This window comes from Bradyrhizobium sp. BEA-2-5 (assembly GCF_032918025.1).
GTDB lineage: Bacteria > Pseudomonadota > Alphaproteobacteria > Rhizobiales > Xanthobacteraceae > Bradyrhizobium > Bradyrhizobium pachyrhizi.
The window spans coordinates 7,595,234-7,611,280 of sequence record NZ_CP136629.1 but is presented as its reverse complement, the minus strand read 5'-3'; the positions used below and the strand labels follow the sequence as shown (position 1 = coordinate 7,611,280).

General features: G+C 62.1%; 17 protein-coding genes. 12 read left to right on the top strand and 5 right to left on the bottom strand.

Annotated features, from left to right (window positions below; translation table 11 throughout):
• Positions 1-151: 151 nt before the first annotated feature.
• The 6 genes from RX327_RS35435 (at position 152) to RX327_RS35410 (ending at position 4,114) form a co-directional block, all read left to right on the top strand.
• Positions 152-1,087, top strand: a complete 936-nt coding sequence (locus RX327_RS35435) for a LysR family transcriptional regulator (RefSeq protein ID WP_317248654.1) — start codon at positions 152-154, stop codon at positions 1,085-1,087.
• Positions 1,084-1,821, top strand: coding sequence for a peroxiredoxin-like family protein (locus tag RX327_RS35430; protein ID WP_317248653.1), 738 nt, complete (start codon positions 1,084-1,086; stop codon positions 1,819-1,821). The genes RX327_RS35435 and RX327_RS35430 overlap by 4 nt, the downstream gene beginning before the upstream one ends.
• Positions 1,822-1,833: 12 nt before the next feature.
• Positions 1,834-2,097, top strand: a complete 264-nt coding sequence (locus RX327_RS35425; RefSeq protein ID WP_317248652.1) for a hypothetical protein — start codon at positions 1,834-1,836, stop codon at positions 2,095-2,097.
• Positions 2,098-2,314: 217 nt separating this feature from the next.
• Positions 2,315-2,890 carry a cytochrome P460 family protein gene (locus RX327_RS35420; RefSeq protein ID WP_317248651.1) on the top strand — a complete coding sequence of 192 codons (576 nt, stop codon included), beginning with the start codon at positions 2,315-2,317 and terminating at the stop codon, positions 2,888-2,890.
• A 164-nt stretch (positions 2,891-3,054) separates the two neighbouring features.
• Entirely contained in the window at positions 3,055-3,600 is a 546-nt protein-coding gene (locus RX327_RS35415; RefSeq protein ID WP_317248650.1) for a DUF1993 family protein, read from the top strand.
• A gap of 64 nt (positions 3,601-3,664) precedes the next feature.
• Entirely contained in the window at positions 3,665-4,114 is a 450-nt protein-coding gene (locus RX327_RS35410) for an MFS transporter (protein ID WP_317251396.1), read from the top strand.
• A gap of 174 nt (positions 4,115-4,288) precedes the next feature.
• On the opposite strand, the gene RX327_RS35405 is transcribed toward RX327_RS35410, so the two are convergent.
• The gene (locus RX327_RS35405) at positions 4,289-5,653 is read right to left on the bottom strand and encodes an MFS transporter (protein WP_317248649.1); all 1,365 of its coding nucleotides are present in this window, start codon (positions 5,651-5,653) and stop codon (positions 4,289-4,291) included.
• Positions 5,654-6,199: 546 nt separating this feature from the next.
• Here RX327_RS35405 and RX327_RS35400 point away from each other — a divergent pair.
• From RX327_RS35400 to RX327_RS35380, 5 genes are all read left to right on the top strand, one after another.
• Positions 6,200-7,117 carry an NADP-dependent oxidoreductase gene (locus RX327_RS35400; RefSeq protein WP_317248648.1) on the top strand — a complete coding sequence of 306 codons (918 nt, stop codon included), beginning with the start codon at positions 6,200-6,202 and terminating at the stop codon, positions 7,115-7,117.
• Between the two features lie 271 nt (positions 7,118-7,388).
• The gene (locus RX327_RS35395) at positions 7,389-8,825 is read left to right on the top strand and encodes an MFS transporter (protein ID WP_317248647.1); all 1,437 of its coding nucleotides are present in this window, start codon (positions 7,389-7,391) and stop codon (positions 8,823-8,825) included.
• An 89-nt stretch (positions 8,826-8,914) separates the two neighbouring features.
• Complete coding sequence (locus tag RX327_RS35390; RefSeq protein ID WP_317248646.1) at positions 8,915-9,334, top strand: cupin domain-containing protein; 420 nt, start codon at positions 8,915-8,917, stop codon at positions 9,332-9,334.
• 92 nt (positions 9,335-9,426) lie between these two features.
• A complete protein-coding gene (egtD, locus tag RX327_RS35385) occupies positions 9,427-10,380 on the top strand; it encodes an L-histidine N(alpha)-methyltransferase (protein ID WP_317248645.1) in 954 nt (317 codons plus the stop codon).
• A 58-nt stretch (positions 10,381-10,438) separates the two neighbouring features.
• A complete protein-coding gene (locus RX327_RS35380) occupies positions 10,439-10,897 on the top strand; it encodes a DUF3788 domain-containing protein (protein ID WP_317248644.1) in 459 nt (152 codons plus the stop codon).
• Positions 10,898-11,738: 841 nt separating this feature from the next.
• Here RX327_RS35380 and RX327_RS35375 read toward each other — a convergent pair.
• The 4 genes from RX327_RS35375 to RX327_RS35360 all read right to left on the bottom strand — a co-directional run bounded on the left by RX327_RS35375 (position 11,739) and on the right by RX327_RS35360 (position 14,794).
• Positions 11,739-12,284, bottom strand: coding sequence for a carboxymuconolactone decarboxylase family protein (locus RX327_RS35375; RefSeq protein ID WP_317248643.1), 546 nt, complete (start codon positions 12,282-12,284; stop codon positions 11,739-11,741).
• 34 nt (positions 12,285-12,318) lie between these two features.
• Positions 12,319-12,954, bottom strand: coding sequence for a nitroreductase family protein (locus RX327_RS35370; protein ID WP_317248642.1), 636 nt, complete (start codon positions 12,952-12,954; stop codon positions 12,319-12,321).
• A 179-nt stretch (positions 12,955-13,133) separates the two neighbouring features.
• On the bottom strand, positions 13,134-14,051 hold the full coding sequence (locus RX327_RS35365; protein WP_317248641.1) for an NADP-dependent oxidoreductase: 918 nt from the start codon (positions 14,049-14,051) through the stop codon (positions 13,134-13,136).
• Positions 14,052-14,305: 254 nt separating this feature from the next.
• The gene (locus RX327_RS35360; RefSeq protein WP_317248640.1) at positions 14,306-14,794 is read right to left on the bottom strand and encodes an OsmC family protein; all 489 of its coding nucleotides are present in this window, start codon (positions 14,792-14,794) and stop codon (positions 14,306-14,308) included.
• A gap of 549 nt (positions 14,795-15,343) precedes the next feature.
• Between RX327_RS35360 and RX327_RS35355 the strand changes: the two genes are divergently transcribed.
• On the top strand, positions 15,344-15,883 hold the full coding sequence (locus RX327_RS35355) for a peroxiredoxin-like family protein (protein WP_050385584.1): 540 nt from the start codon (positions 15,344-15,346) through the stop codon (positions 15,881-15,883).
• Positions 15,884-16,047: the final 164 nt, after the last annotated feature.

The window sequence follows — 16,047 nt, the reverse complement described above, 5'->3', positions numbered from 1 at the left end:
TGTCCGTGCGTCCAAATCAATAGGCCGAACCGTTCCAACGTGCGCACGCAAGTTGCATCTACGCCACATGATTGCGACGTGCCCGTCACGTCGTCGAGTGCGAAGGCTCGTCAGTCTCGACAGCCGCACGTTGACGGAGAACTAACAACCCATGGAGCTTCATCAAGTTCGGTACTTCCTCGCCGTCGCGTCCACGCTCAACTTCACCCGCGCAGCCGAGCAGTGCAACGTTACTCAGCCCGCCCTGACCAAGGGGGTGCAGAAGCTTGAGCAGGAACTCGGCGGCCAATTGATCTATCGCGAACGCCAGCTGACGCAGCTCACCGACCTTGGAAAGGAAGTCCTTCCGATGCTGGAGCGCACACTGGCCTCGGCAGAGGCCGTGCGTCGCCGGGCCCAGGAGTTCCAACGCAAGGAGGTCGCGCCACTCAAGATTGGCCTCGCCCCATCTATCTCGGTGTCGCTCGTCCTCGATCCTATTGCGGAGATCGCAAAATTCGTCCCTGGATTTCACGTTGAGCTGCGCGAGGGTGCGGCGGAGAAGCTTGTCGACCTCTTGCTTGAGGGGGAGATCAACGCCGCAATGGTCGGGGACGTCCAGGACATGCCCGCCCGCATCGACGACTGGTTGCTGTTCGAGGAGCGCTACGTCGCGCTTCTCGCGCCGACACACCGGCTCGCAAATCATCCCTCGATCGGCATCGACGACCTCCGTGAGACCGTCTTGCTGAAACGCGCAGGATGCGACGTCGCCCCGAAGATCCAGCGGTCGTATTTCCCCGAGAAACCGCCCCAACTCGGCCACTGCAGCGGTCACGACTTGCACCTGCAACACATGGCCGCGGCTGGCTTCGGCGTGATGCTCGCACCCGAGCACATGCCGCGCCTTCCGACGCTCAAGTCCATTCCGCTCGACGGCGACCTGGTTTCGCGGGAGGTGCGGCTGCTGGCTGTGCAGGGGCGCCGCTACTCGCCGGCGCTGGACGCTTTCGTCAAGGTCGCGCGGCTTCGCGACTGGTCGGTCGAAGCCCCAGACCGGCGTGTACTGCACGCCGCGGTCCCGGAAGCGGCGAGGGCGCCGGCATGACCACGACGCGCACTCCGGCAGCCAACCACTTCCAGCCGATCAATCCGCAGCCCGACAACTCCCAACCGATGAAAAATCAGACCAACAAGACACTTGCCCGGATTCGTACTGAGCTGTTGACGACGTTCAACGCAGCGGATTGGGAGTCATACAACCACCTAGTGCGCTGGCTCCGCGATGCCGACGTGGCATCGCACGCGTTGAAGGTCGGAGACGACGCGCCGGACTTCCTCCTGCCGGACGCTGACGGCCGTCTCCACTCCTCTGAACAGCTGCGCCGCAACGGACCCCTGGTCCTGAGTTTCTTCCGAGGCGGCTGGTGTCCGTTCTGCACCGCAGAGCTGTGCGCCCTCCAGGCAGCGAAGGACGAGTTCGAGAGCGTCGGCGCGACCCTCGCCGTCGTGACGCCCGACACGAGAGACTTCCCGCGGCAGCTCAAGAGGAGCCTGGGCTTGGACCTGAGGGTGCTCTCCGACGTCGACTACGGCGTTGCCATATCGTATGGCGTGCTGTTCCGGGTGCCCGACGAGACCAAAGCGCACTATTCCGGTCTAGGCTTCGACTTCGGCGCCCGGCACGGGTCACCGGTCTGGATGCTGCCCATTCCCGCAACCTACGTGATCGACGCAGAAGGCCGGATCCGCAGTGCATTCGTAGAACCAGACTTCACGATACGGGAGGAGCCGGCGCAAATCTTGGCCTCGCTGCGCCAGGTCGCTTTCACGTCACGATGAGGGAGGCAGAAGATGGAAAGTGACATCCGGGACAATTCGGCAATGAGCCAGTTTGCAATACCTCTCGGCGAGAGTGCGCTCGCAGTCGCCTACTCGGAGGTCGAGGAAGCTCGCGTCGTCCTGCTCCACGCGGAGCTGCGACAAGAGCTCTACGGCCTAGAGTACGGATCGAGGCTCTCGCATGGCGTTCGAAGCGTTGCGGCGGGAAAGAGCAATCGCGAAGTGCCCCTTCATGTCCTCCTACGCCGGCCGACACCCGAGTACGGCGCTTCTTGATGGCTGATCGAAAAACGAACGGAGCGTACGCGAGCACAACGCTTGGGCGACGATACCCCAAGACTATCGAATGCATGTCCAAAGGGAATTTCCGATGTCGTCGCCTGTGTCCGATCCTCAGGCCTGCTGGACCGGCCGAGCACGCGGTTGGCTCGACATTGATTGAAGCCCTTGCGCCGCGCCGCCGTGCCGCGCGCGGGCAGCAAAGGAGACCCCCATGAAATTATCGAGGACTGTCAGCCTGGCCGTCGCCGTCTCGCTGGCCGCCGGCTGCGTGGCGGCGCTCGCGCAGATCAGCGGAGCTACTCCAGCCGGGCCGACCGCAAACGTGGTGGACGCCGCCGGGCACCTGCGCGTGCCCACCGACTATCGAACTCTCTACCAAGCGCTCGGCAGCTGGGCGATTGCCGCCGACAGCGGCCAAGGCTCGAAAGAAGTCCACGCCGTCTACGCATCTCCGGGAGCGATCGACGCCTATCGAAAGACAGGCCATTTCCCGGATGGCGCCGTTCTGGTGAAAGAGGTCTTCGCGACTTCGACGAACGAGATGACCACCGGCACGGTGAGCCACGCCGACAAGCTCAAGGGCTGGTTCGTCATGGTGAGAGACAGCAAGGAAATGCACCTCGGCAATCCGTTGTGGGGCGACGGGTGGGGATGGTCGTGGTTCGACGCGGACGAACCGCTCAAGACCACCTCGACGGACTACCATTCCGATTGCCAGGGGTGCCACGTACCGGCCCAGGCCACGGACTGGATTTATGTGAATGGCTATCCGGTACTGCGTCACTAGGCGACCGAATATGTTGAGGCCTCCTCTTGCCGCGGTTTCGTGGAAGTAATGTCGAATCCCGGAAGTTGGTGCGGCAAGCTGGAAGATTGAAGAGCCTATTGGGACCATTGGTTTCGGTTGTCGATCTTTCGGGTCCGGCCGACGTACAGAGTACAAACGAGCGTATGGAGTTCGACGTGCCCTTCTCTGTCTATGATATTACGGTCCCTGTGATGGTGCACGGGCTCAACGTGATGGACGGCTATCTCCACCACGCTCAAGCGCTCGAGCGAGCCACGGAAATTGAGCCTGGGACGATTCTCGGCGAGCGGCTTGCGCCCGACATGCTGACTTTCGGAGAACAGTTTTCCGTAAGCTGCAACAAGATCGAGGCACACATGGCGAAGCTGATGCAACACGACGCGCCAGCCCCCCATAGTACCCCCATGATGTACGCGGCATTGAAGGGACGGCTCTTCGAGACGCGCGGCTTCCTGCAAAACGTGCAGCCGGACGCGATTGCCGGCGCGCAGTCCCACACATATGAGTTAAGGCCGCCGATCGTGCGAGGCTGGTTCGGTGGCGACGACTATATACGGCACCTGGTGCTGCCCGACTTCTTCTTCCACATCTCGATTGCGCACGCGATCCTTCGGCATCTCGGAGCGAACATCGGGAAACGCGACTACCTCGGCAATCTCGGCCAGCAAAGCGGCGGTGACTACTCGTGAGAGGCAGGCGCGGCGCGCGACACGGGCCCCGCCCAAAGTTCGCGCGCCGGAGATTTGCGCCTTGATGGAAACAGGCTTTCTTGTGACACCCTGGCCGCTAATGACTGCCGCCACGGCTCCAATCGCCGGCCGCTTGACGATCCGCCATCCAGCCTCGGTGATCTGCAGTGTTGGTTTGGCGTTGTTGGCGATCGGTTTGCTCCTGATGGTCTTCTTGCCGACAACTCCGGCGAAGTGGGATGTCGTATGGCGGCTGGCCCTTTGCGGTATCGGTTTTGGCCCTTTCCAGACCCCGAACAACACCGCGATGATGACAGTCGGACCCATAGGACGTAGCGGGGCCGCCGGTGGAATGAACGCCGCGGCTCGCTACATCGGATGGTCACTTGGTTCCGCGCTGGTCTCGCTGATCTTCGGCTTGAGCGGAGACCGTGGTGCGATCTCTTGTTTGGTCGCCGCAATGGCCTTCGCTCTGATGGGGGCCGCTACCAGCAGCGCTCGTCGGTTCAGATAACGGTCCAATGCGGGACGCCGGCACGTCGTCGGAGGCTGTGTGACGATATCTGCGCTATGTGCGCGCCGCCACAGACAGACGACAAGCCGTCGCCGAACCCGGGGGCTCGTGAATCGACGATCAGCCGTGGCATCCGACAGTTGGAGGATCGTTGGAGGAGGTGCCGCATGCTTTCTAGGCCTCTCCCGGGCCGCCCGCTTTCGCCGCGGCCGGAGTTGGGGTTACGGCAGCTGTAAAGGCGCCACCGATCGAGGTCGCGGCGGCTAGGGCGAGACCCACTTCGAAGCCAGATTCGAAAGACGCGACACCGGCGGCCAGTGCCACGCCGGCGAGCTGCGCAATCCGGCTCGCTGCATTGTTGATGCCGGAGGCAAGCCCTTCGTCCGTTTGGTCAACACTCGATAGGACGGACGAGGTGAGCGGGGCCACGAGCACGGCGAAGGACAGGCCAAGTAGTGTCATGGGCCCGATAACGCCGAGCATCAGGGATGCTTCCTGACCGAGCGCCATCCAAACATAAGCAAGCGCTGCACCCGCAGGCCCCGCGATGAGCATGGCCCGCGCCCCGGACTTGTCCGCCAACCCACCGAACACGCCCGAGAGAAGTCCCACGCCGAGCGTGAAGGGCAGGAATGTCAGCCCGGCGTCGGTCGATGACAGGGCGCGGCGGTCGACGAGATCGAAGGGGAGCAGGAAGAACATGATCGAAACCGCCCCATAGATCATCAGTGTCGCGACGTTCAGCCCGAGGAAGGCGCGATTCTCCACCAAGCGAGGTGGCGTCATCGGGTGTTTGCTTCTGCTCTCCCAGAACGCATAGAGAGCGAGCCCGACAATGCCAAGCCCGGCGACGATCGCGAGCACCGTGCGCGGCTGGGCTGTAGCGTCCGCGGCGGCCCGAGCGCCCCTGGGGCCGATCTGACTGAGCGCCCAGGCGAGCGCCCCGAGCGCCGAAGCGAGGATCGCGGCGCCAATCACGTCGAACCTACGCCGGATGCGGTCATCTCTAGGCGCGAAGACCAGCAGAATTCCTACTGCTACGACCGCGATCGGCGGGTTGATCCAGAACACGGATGGCCAGCCAAAGGTCTCGGTCAGCCAGCCGCCCAAGACAGGACCTCCGGCGGTAGTAAGCGCCGATGCCGCGGCCCATATGCCGATCGCCCGATTCCGCTCTGCGCGCGGATAGGTGGCCCCGATCAGGGCGAGGCTGGCGGGGGTGACGATCGCTGCTGCCGCGCCTTGCACGACGCGGGCAGCGATCAGCCAGGCGGGAGAAGGCGCCAGCGCGCAAGCCGCGGACGCCAGACCGAACAGGACGCAGCCGAGCACGAGCATACGCCCCTTGCCATAAACATCGGCAAGGGCGCCGCCGATCAATGTCAGCGAGGCGAGCGCCAGCATATAGCCGTTGAGAACCCATTGAACGGAGGCAAGGTCCGCATCGAAATTGGCACGCAATCTCGGCATTGCAACCGGCAGCGCGGTCGCATCGATGAAAGCCATTGAGGACGCGAGCACGCAGGCCATCAGCACCATGCGCCGGCACCAAGGCGGCGCTTCCCGGCCGAGTTCTCGCGGGCAGGGTTGTGCATCGATAACGCCGCGGCCGCACTGCTCTACAAACGGCTGCGCCTCGCGGCGACAAGCTCGTCGTCTCTGGCTTGTAAGCGTGGTCATTTGCAGTCTCGTTTTGGGTTGTTAGCTGCGTCTGGCAGCGGTCTCACATCTTGGCGGTCGAACCCCCGCGATGGAAATCACCTCTCGCCATAGAATCAATCGACGATCGTTATTGCCGCTCGCTGCGTGGCGTGATGCCGTCGCGGCCTACACACTTGCCTGGACTTACGAACGACAAAGAGAGCCGTCGCAGCGCTATTCCCGGCTGTTATCGAAACTATACCTGCCGGCTATTGGAAAAGTTCGTCCCGCGTTGTGATCAATAGCTACGTCGACCACCAGCAAAGCGCTCTTCCGCCTTCGCTTTCGGAAGCTACCCATGGCCGCTGGCATGGATATGTCGAACGGCCCCTTATCGACGGAACGTATTCGGCAAAGAGACGAGTAACTGAGGAGACAATTCGTATGAAGGCAATCGTCGTAACGGACCAGGCTGCGGGAACGGCCGGGATGAAGCTGGTGGAGCGGCCAGAGCCGCAGGCAGCGATCAACGACGTCGTCGTTCAGGTTCATGCGTCGGGATTTGTCAACACGGAGCTGAGTTGGCCGTCGACCTGGACCGATCGCCTCGACCGCAACCGAACACCGTCGATCCCGGGGCACGAGCTGGCCGGAGTGGTCACCGCCCTCGGCTATGGCACGACGGGGCTGTCAGTGGGACAGCGAGTGTTCGGCCTTTCAGACTCGTATCGCGGCGGCACGCTGGCTGAGTATGTGGCCGTCGAGGCACGCAACCTCGCGCCGCTGCCGGGCGACGTTGACTTCACGGTGGCTGCGAGCGTGGCGATGCCGGGCCTAACCGCGTGGCAAGGACTTTTCGTGCACGGTCGCCTTCAAGCGGGGCAGAGCGTCCTCGTGCACGGCGCGGCCGGCGCAGTCGGGTCGATGGTGGCGCAACTCGCACATGAGGCCGGCGCCTACGTCATCGGCACCGGACGCGCCGCCCACCGTCAGACGGCGCTCGACTTCGGCGCGCAGGAGTTCGTTGCCCTCGAGAACGACGCCATAGAAGACGTCGGCCCTGTCGATCTGGTTTTCGATGTCTTCGGCGGCGACATCGCGAAGCGCTCTGCTGGCGTGATCCGGCCCGGAGGAACGCTAGTGACCATCGCCGGGCCGACCGAGGCGCGGCCCGCCGACGGCTTGGCGATCGACTTTGTTCTCGTGTCCGATCGCGCCCAACTGGGTGAGATCGTCCAGCGGGTGCGGGACGGACGACTTCGGACGAACATCGGCAACATCTCGACCCTCGACGATGCCGTCGCCGCTTTCAATCCGACCAAGCGGATCAGCGGGAAGACAATCATCCGCATTCGTCCATAGCCAACTCGGGGAAGGGCGAATGATCCTGTCCTCTTCGTGGGTCACCATCGCGTCGCGGAAGATCCTGCCATGCAGCACGGCCACCTCATCAGGAGGAAGAATGTGACGTTTGATCATCCGATTTTCACAGGTCGGCTAGCGCAGTCCCCTGATTGGCTGCAATGATGTTGCGAGGAGTGATCCGCGAACGGACGCGGCGGCTCGGCTTCAGGCTGCTGGCCAATGAGCTCGCGCGCCGCGAATCGCCCGACCTGATCTGACGGATTACGTCGTGAGCAGCGCGTCCCTGATCTTGACCGACTGCGGTCTGGCGCTCTCCGAGCCTAAGGCCATCGGGCCGCAGGGCAGCGCCAAGGTGCTCGCCGCGTCAAGCCTGGGCGGGTGCCTCGTGTTTGTCAGCAGCGCCGTCGTCACGGTCGCGCTCGCGGCGATTGGCCGGGACATGCACCTGTCGCCGCTCGACCTGCAGTGGGTGATGAACGCCGAGCTCCTGCCGCTCGCGGCGCTGACCTTGGTCGCCGGCGCTCTAGGTGACCGGTTCGGGCAGAAGCGGATCTTCCTCGCGGGGATCGGTCTCTACGGCCTGGGCGCGGCCGTCGCTGGCTTCGCGCCGAGTTTGGCGTCGCTCATTGTCGGCCGCTTTCTGCAAGGCTTGGGCGAAGCCGTGATCCTGCCCAACAGCCTTTGCGTGCTTGGGCGGGCCTTCGCCGCCGACAAGAAAGCTCGTGCGGTCGGCGTCTGGTCGGCCGCCGCCGCGATCGCCAGCGGCGTCGCGCCCGCGATCGCCGGCGCGATCCTCGATGACGGATCCTGGCGGACGGCCTTTCTGATGCTCCTGCCCGTCGTCGCCAGCGCGCTGGTCGTCGGCGCCGCGTGGATATCCAAGGACGCCCCGACCGGCGACGCCCGGATCGACGTCGGTGGGGCGGTCCTGTCGACGGTTGGGCTCGGCGGGCTCGGCGCGGGGCTGACCAGCTTGACCAACGGTTTCGGTCCGAACCCTTTGGTGCTCGTCACCCTGATGGTCGGTCTGGGCGGCTTAGCCGGCCTGGTGGTGAGCCAATGGCGGTTGGGCGATAACGCCATGCTGCCTCCGTCCCTCTTCGCCTCGCGGTCGGTCGTCGGCGCAAACCTGTTCACCGCGCTTCTTTATGGGCCGTTCACGGTCATGCTAACCTTGATCCCGTTCGTCATGATCCGGGGCGCGCACCTGCCGACACTGGTGGCGGGCCTGGCCTTCATTCCCCTGCAAGTGCTGATTACCGTCGTCTCGCCGCTCGCCGGTATGCTCTGCCGCCGGTTCGGCCGGCGCTTGCCATTGTTCGCCGGCGGCGCCGTCGCCGCGTCCGGATGCACCATGGCTCTCCGCGTCGGTCCGAACGCGACCTATTGGGCGGACATCTTCCCTAGCGTCCTGTTGCTGGCTCTGGGCATGAGCCTGGCGATCGCGCCGTTGACGACGCTCGTCCTCACCTCCGTCGAGGCCGATCGCGCCGGCACCGCGTCTGGCGTCAACAGCGCTGTCTCGCGCGCCGGGTCGCTCTTTGCCATCGCCCTACTCGGCGGCGTCCTGCAGCAGGCCGGTCCTCAGCTATTCTCGGGATTCCATATGGCGATGACTGTCGCCGCGGTCACCTGCGTTCTCGCCACGCTCGCGGTGTTCATTATCGAGCCGGGGCCCCACGTCGACTTCATCCCACGAGACTGACGCGTTCGGTGTCCGCATTCGGCTGGCGAGCAAGTCCAGGAGGAAACAATGAAGAACGAAGACCGCCTATGGGCAGAAGGAAAAAGCTCATGAAGATCCGAACCATTACCGCGGCCACCTGCGCCGCCTTCGCCTTCTCGATGGCCCGCCCCATCCACGCGAATGATGGCGAAGCGCAAATCGTCACAAAGAAATTTGAGGCGGCCATTCCCGATATCCCTGGTAAGGCGTTGCTCGCCGTGGAGGTCGATTATGCGCCGGGCGCGGCCTCTCTGTCCCACACCCACGCGAAGTCGGCTTTCATCTACGCCTATGTGATCTCGGGCGCGATCGAGTCGAAGGTGAATAACGGCGGGACCCGCATCTACCGGGCAGGCGAGAGCTGGTCGGAACCGCCGGGCGCAACCCATTCGATCAGCCGCAACGCGAGCAAGACAGAGCCGGCAAAGCTGCTCGCTGTGTTTGTCCTCGATACCAATGACAACCAGCTGACCACGCCCGTCAAATAACATACTCGCTGCGCCAGCCAGAAATCTGCGGTGCTGATATCGGCCGCGAGTTTATCGCGACTGTCATCCGCCGTGTCACCGAAAGCGGAAATATGCTTCACATAAATAGCAGCATCGACCCTCTTGAAAATGCATTTGCCCGAGACGTCGTCGACGGATTATCGGCTGATGTGAAGACACTGCCGAGCCGTTGGTTATACGACGAGCGTGGATCTGCACTTTTTGAAAAGATAACGACGCAGGATGAGTATTATCTCACGCGAGCCGAAACGTCGATCTTGAGAGAGCGACAGAGCGACATCGCTGATTTTGTAGAGTCTGGCACGATTCTTATCGAGTATGGTGCGGGAGCCGGCGTTAAGACTGAGCTTGTGCTGACAGGGCTGCGTGACCCGCGAGGTTACGTGCCAATCGATATCGCCGATGCCTTCCTTACAGAAACGTCGAAGAGGATCGCTTCGCGCTTCCCGTCGCTCTGGGTTCGCCCCATCCAACGCGATTTCCTGGATGTATTTGAAGTTCCGCTTGATGGCTCCGGCGGTGGCAGGACTGGATTTTTCCCGGGCTCGACGATGGGGAACTTGAACGCGATCGAGGCGAAGAACTTGCTTACGCAGATGGGGCGACACCTGGGCGACGACGGGCGCGCCATCATCGGTGTCGATCTTCAGAAGAACGTAGATACGCTCCTGCGTGCTTACGACGACAGCGCGGGTGTGACGGCCGCTTTTAACCTCAACCTGCTTGAGCGGATCAACACCGAACTGAACGGCGACTTCCGTATCGAGCAATTCAACCACGTGGCGCGCTGGAACGAGATCGAGAAGGCCGTAGAGATGCACCTGGTCAGCTTATGCGATCAGCGTGTTACAGTCCGTGAGCACACGTTCCACTTCAGAACGTCGGAAACCATCCACACTGAGAGCTCCCGAAAACACACTGCGGAGAGCTTCGAGCGGCTTGCCCGATCTGGCGGATGGAGAATTGCCGAGGCTTGGCAAGATGCGGACGGGCTATTCGGCCTATTCGGACTCATTCGCTCCTGAACGGCCGATCGTGCGGCCCACCAAGTTTCCCGAAAAAGAGTGGTGTAAAGGAAGCGGCATGGAAGAGTCCCCCCAGATCGGCGACAGGATCACCGAAAAATCAGCGCCGCCCGATGACAACACTGTCCGCGACTGGATCGGGCCGAAGGGGTTTGTGCATTGGGCCGAGCTGCGGAATTGGATAGAAACCTACTACCCTGGTGTTTTCGCGCCGGATTGGCTCTATGGCGGCAAGAAGCGCGGTTGGTCGCTGCGTTACAAGAGATCCAAGGCTTTCTGCACTTTTCTGCCGGAATACAGGAAGCTTTCGGTCGAGGTGGTCTTGGGGACAGCAGAGCGAGAGAAGTTTGAGGCGCGGCGCTACGAGTGGCGCACGCAGCTGGTCAAGCTTTACGATGAAGCGCAAACATATCTTGATGGAAAATGGCTGAGAGTTGCTATCTCATCCGCAGCCGATCGACATGACGTGACGGAGCTTTTAAGTATGAAGCGTCGTTTTCCACGGTCGGGCCGTTGAGACGCCCGCGCCGTGGTGGTCTCCCAGATCAGATCGGCGCGCTGCGAGCGCCTTCTTGTGCAGCGGCGCGACGTCCTCGTCCTCGCGGGCAACCTGGCGGCCTAGATCGATCCCTTGAGTGTTTCATCCGAGAGCTTCGACATTGTGGTATCGAATGACGCCGCATTGTTGACGTCGATTACCACCCGCGCGCCGGCCATGGCTTCCTTGAGCCCTTCTCCGGTGACTGTGTGTTGACGCCACAGCTTTGCGCGACGCTTGCGATCGCTTCGTGGCCGCCTTGGCGAAGAATGGCGGCGGTCTTCGCGCCGATCGGCCCGGTGCGCCGGCGAGCCTTTCGTCGATGGACCGAGCAGCCGAGCTGATCCGGTTGTGTAACGGTCGCGCGGCTGCTTGTCCTCACGATTTGCCGGCGCGTTTGTTGAAGAGGGCGACTTAGCCGAACGTCGATCCGAGATCGCCCATGGCCACGTCAGCCGCTGACCGTGATGTCGATCCGGTGTGGTTCGTCGGCGAGCTCGCTGTAGTGATCGAGGAATTACGCCGGCTGGCGCATGAAATTGGATGATCAAGCATCGCTTTCTTGCTGATCCACGATCAGCGGCAGGTTCAGCTCGGTGGCGAGCACTTTGTCTACCGTCGACGTGCGGGACCTCGCTGGTAATGAGCGGTGCAGAGTCGAAAAAAGCGGATAGCGTCGGCGATATCGGTCGGTGCACCTACCAAAGGCCCGGACGCGTTCCCAAGAAACGTTACCTGGGTGCTTCCGGGCTCTGGCGTCAAGCTCACTTACATGGAGGCTCTGAGCCCCTCAGACTTCGTCGATGCGACCGGATAGAGCTCAGATCGAGCCGGCTGGCGCAACGGCGGGAAAGTCCTTCTCGGGATCGAACACGTTATTGAAAAAGTTCGTCAAGGAGTACATGGCCACCAGCGCGACGATCTCGATGACGTTCGCATCCGTGTAGCCTGCATGGCGGACGGCCCTCAGATCGGCGTCAGTGACCTTGCCGCGGGTCTCGATGACTTTGCACGCGAACTGGACCGCGGCATCGCGCTTCGGGTCGCTCGCATGGCCTTTCCGAGCGAGGATGATTTCATTGGCCGGCAGCTTGGCCATATGATCGGCCGTAAAGCTGTGAACTGTCAGGCAGTAGTCGCAGCCATTCACTTCAGAGACGGCGAGGCCGATGCTGTCGCGCGTCTTCACGTCGAGCGCCTTGCTCAAGGAGCCGAGCAGGGTAGCCCATGCGTTGAACGCGATCGGGCTTGCCGCGAAGGTCGCCATCATATTTGGGGTGAAACCGATGTTCTTGGTGAACGTCTCAAGGGTCGGTTTCGAATCGGCCGGCACCTGCTCCGGCTTTAGAGCTGCAATCCTTGGCATCACATTCTCTGTAGTTTGCTGGCTTTACTAAAAATCAGACGAGATCCAGCACATCGGCCACCGGACGGCGCGGCTTCTGCGGCCAGTTTCCGGGGCGCTCCGGCCCCACCGACAACAGCATGACCGGCACTTCGTGCTCGGCCAGTCCGAACTCGCGGTGCACCGCTTGGTCATCGAAGCCGATCATCGGCGTCGAACCCAAGCCCCATGAGCGGGCCACATAGATCATCGCAGCCGCGCCGAAGGTGCCGGTGCGTACTGCCTCGTCTCGCTGGCGCTGCGGGTAATCCTTATACAGACCGCGTGCGGGGAGTTCCCATTCCGGCACCATCTTCGCCGGCATGATGCCCGCTTCCACCACCGGTGCCAGGCGCTCCGGTACTACGCTGGAATCAGCCAACTGGCCGATGATGATGAAGGTAACGGCTGCTTCGGTGATCGCGGGCTGATTCCAGGCGATCGGACTCAGCCGAGCCTTGGCTTCAGGCGTGCGTACGGCGATGAAGCGCCAGTTCTGCAAGTGGAAGGACGTCGGCGCGGTGGTGCCGATTCTCACCAGCTCGCGGATTTGGCCGTCGCTCAAGGAGCTGGCAGGGTCGTAGTACTTGGCGGCGGTGCGGCTCAGGATACATTCGATGACGGCGTTGGTCGTGGTGCTTCCGTTAGTCATGGTGATTCCTATGCGTGAAGGGATAGGTTGAGATAGCGGGTGCTTTTGCTCTCTTTGCTGGAAATGCTGCGGGGATGGAGCCCTTTCGACATCTCATGTCAGGGGGCGTGGGTGGGTTCCCAGTGCCCCCGGCGCGGCTAAAAGGACGCAGCGGGCTGCGAGCATCGAATGCGTGTCGTTCACGGACGAACGCGGATGATTGTCTTCCCGCTGATCCGCTTGGTCGGATTGAAAGCGGCGACAGCATCGTCGAGGGTCGCGATCTTGCCGATGTTCGTCCGCAGTCGTCCGTCCCGCACCCGCTGAACGATCTCACCCAGTTGGGCGCGATCGGACTCGACAACGAAGTCGACCGCCGGGCCATCGGCGGGCCGCGCCTCGGACGGCCCGACGACAGACACCAGCATTCCTCCGGCTCGAACGAGGCGCGCGGACCGCTTCCCGATGTCGCCGCCGAATACATCGAAAACCAGATCAACTCCGCCGACGTCTTCAAGCGCGTCGTTGCTGAGGTCGACGAACTCGTTCGCGCCAAAGTCGAGCGCCGTCTGACGGTCGGCGGCGCGTCCGGTGCCGATGACGTAGGCGCCGCCCAATCGTGCGAGTTGTGTCACCATCGACCCGACTGCGCCGGCCGCGCCATGCACGAGGATGCTCTGCCCTGTCTGAAGGCGGCCGTGCTGGAACAGCCCCTGCCACGCGGTGAGGCCCGAGATTGGCAAACTCGCGCCCACCGTGAAGTCGACGTCGCCCGGGAGCGGCGCGAGGTTGCGCGCCTCCATTGCTACAAACTCCGCCAGGGTGCCGTCGCGATGCCAGTCGGCAAGGCCGAACACTCGCTGTCCCACTGAGAGCCCCGTTGTGCCATAGCCGAGCGCGGTGATCACTCCGGCCAGCTCATGTCCGGGAATCGATGGTGTTCGGTCATGCTCGAGGCGGTCGGTCCATGTCGAGGGCCATGTCAACTCGGTAGGGACGAATCCCGACGCATGAATTTGAACGACGACGTCGTTAATCGCTGCCTGCGGCTCTGGCCGCTCCACCAGCTTCATCCCGGCCGTTCCCGCAGCCTGGTCCGTTACGACGATTGCCTTCATCATCCAGCTCCCTGTCTACGGTGTGTCGTCATCTTTCAAGTGTCTTTGCAGACGAGCAAGGCTACGATCGTGAGAATCGATGGTCCAATGACCTGTGGCTATGGAATCGATGCCACCGGCCCGAAAGATCAAAGCGACTGCGCTGAGCCGCGGAGCGAATGCCCCATGAGGCGTGGCGGGTTCGCCGAACCGGAGACGCTGCGGGTATGATAGGCTACGACGCCCGGTGCAGTGATCGACGGCACGAGAGACGCTCAATCCGGATCGACATACGGGATCTGGAGTTCAGCCAGATCATCCTCATACCTGGCCTGAGTGCTTGCGTTGCGCCCGGAAATAGCAGCGTCCAAGCGCGTGCTGATATCCGCTCCAATGCCGAGAATTTGGCCTACGGGACAGAGGTTTGCGGCTTCCAGCAAGAATGCGCGGTGCTGCGCGTCGAGTTCTCCTTCCAGCATGAGGGTGCGCACGAACGAATCTCTTTCGCCCTGGGCACCGTGATGGAAACTGACGCCCACCTCCACCCTCTCCAGCGGTAGTTTGTGGCGCCGAGCCTGAAAACGAACGCTCATAGCGGTGCATGCGGCAAGAGACGCGCTGAGAAGGTCGTAAGGATTGGGTCCAGAAGAAATGTGGCCGACGTCATCTGGGCCGCCGACAGGAAACCGAGATTCGCCGACATGGCCAACCAGCGCGCCATTGGTGGGATCGCTTGCGACGACAACTTCGCGGATATTGGTCATGATGAGGTCCCGATCGTTCGAATGACTGATCCCCCGGCTTCAACGAGTGTGCACGTCAGCAGCGCCGAACGAACCTTAGAGTTCGTGCGAGATCCCAGCGCTGCGTCCGCTCCGGCTAGTGCGTTCAGCAAGTAAATCGGGCGACCATTCAGGTAAAGCTATCATGTCCATAACCGCCAGGAATGCTCTAAAAAGTCCATGTCGAAGCTCGGTGGCCGGAAAATCCGTGACACGCGCGCCGAGTTTGATGGTCTTTCCGCTCACGGACCATGCATCGACTTCTATCAAGCCGAAGCTTCAGTCGGAGGGACAACGCGCGGGAATAGAAATCATAACGGTCTGGCATTTCCCAATAATAAAGTCACCGACGTAGTCTCGCTCGGAAGGTGCTCGGCTTCGGAGCGGATGGGCGTGGACGCTTGCATACGTCGGGCGTCGTGACCGGGTGTAAACCGAGGTCGAAATCGACGACCGGTATGCGCATGCTGCGTGTCATCCACCTGGTGCTGGAATTTCTGATGTGCCTAGGCGATAACCGCGGAGAAGAGAATGCTGCTGCCCCGTCGACCGGTTCCCGAATTGCGCGTGCCCACACTTGCTCATGGCGACTTTGATCTTGCGGCAATGGTCGCCGCGCCGAAGCAATTTACATTGATATCCTTTTATCGCGGGCTCCATTGCCCCGTCTGCCTCAAGTATCTGCGCGACCTGGAAGCGTTGATTCCTGAATATGAGCGCCGCGGTACAAAGGTTATCGCGATCAGCTCTGACGTTCGCGAGCGTGCTCAGGCAATGGCAACCAAGGTCGGTTCCAACTTGCGATTCGGGTATTCGCTACCGCTCGCGGTTGCTCGCGAATGGGGGCTCTATATTTCGTCGTCGCGTGGACATTCATCGATTAACATCGAAGAGCCGCCACATTTTTCGGAGCCGGGTGTATTCCTCGTCCGACCGGACGGTACTTTATACTACGGCGCGGTTCAAACAATGCCGTTCGCACGTCCGCTGTTCTCGGAATTGCTTCAGGCGATCGACTTCGCCGTCGCGAAGGACTATCCGGCGCGTGGCGAGTATGACGGCCCTGTCTGAGCGTCAATCAATTTGGCAGCGCGCGGCCCAACGGTGACGCCGCGCAGTGTGCAAAACATTCACGTGGGTCAAAAATGACGCACAGGACCCCGCGCGCGCTTTTTGCCGTTCTCGCGCGCCATGTACGAGCTCGAATCTCGCTGCACCAAGCCGCTCCGGCATTG